Annotated in this window: 1 protein-coding gene; it reads left to right on the top strand. The window is 69.4% G+C overall.

The features are described 5' to 3' along the window. Positions 1-129: 129 nt before the first annotated feature. Positions 130-990 (top strand): flavodoxin domain-containing protein (locus tag ACXJKH_RS21230; RefSeq protein ID WP_457322339.1); only part of this gene is annotated, 861 nt, incomplete at its 3' end.

The following is a 990-nucleotide window of genomic DNA, read 5'->3' as shown; positions in this document are numbered from 1 at the left end:
GCAGGGGCTGGCGTTCGCGCGCGCGCACGACCTGGCCGTGCGCTTCGTCAGTCGTGGCTCCAATGGCATTGAAGAACACATGAGCCCGGCGTTCGAACGTCTGTTCGATGTGCAGCAGGCGCCGGCCGCATGAGCCGTCCGTCGCGCGCCGTGGTCGGCAACCTGCTGGTGCTCGCCGCGTTGGCGGTGTTGGCGTGGTTGCTGTTGCGCCTGCACCTGCAGAAAGACGGGTGGCAGGGCGCGCCGCTGGCCTCGCACTGGCGCTGGGCAATCGGCAGCGTGCTCGGCTATGCCGCGCTATGCGCGCTGATCTGGTGGCGTGGGCGCCCMCGCGACGATGCAGGCAGTGAAGGACAGGCACCGATCCTGCTGGTCTGGGCCAGCCAGACCGGCTTCGCCCAGCAGGTGTGCGCGCGCAGTGCCGAGGCACTGCGCGCGGCCGGCCTGCCGGTACGCATCCGGGGTCTGCACCAGATCGACAGCAACGCGTTGCAGCAGGCGACGCAGGTGTTGTTCGTGGCCAGCACCACCGGTGAAGGCGATGCACCCGATCATGCGCTGCCGTTCCTGCGCACCGTGATGTCGCAGTCGTTGGCGCTGCCCGACCTGCAGTACGGCGTGCTGGCGCTTGGTGACCGCAGTTATGGGCATTTCTGCGCGTTCGGCCATCAGTTGGATACCTGGTTGCGCCGGCAGGGTGCGCACCCGCTGTTCGACACCGTCGAGGTGGACAACGCCGATCCGGCCGCGCTGCGCCACTGGCAGCAGTTGCTTGGCCAACTTGGGGGTACGGCGACCGACCTGCCCGACTGGACCCCGGCCGAGTATCAGCACTGGCAGCTGCGCAGCCGTGCGCTGCAGAATCCCGGGAGCCCTGGCGCGGGCACCTGGGCGGTATCGCTGTTACCGGCCGACGGTGTGCTGCCGGTCTGGCAGGCGGGCGATGTGGTGGAGATCGGTCCACGCCACGCGCCGGCCGCTGTCGAGGCA

The sequence above is a fragment of the Stenotrophomonas sp. P5_B8 genome (genome assembly GCF_054049855.1).
The sequence above is the reverse complement of the archived record's forward strand: the minus strand, read 5'-3'. Positions and strand labels throughout refer to the sequence as shown.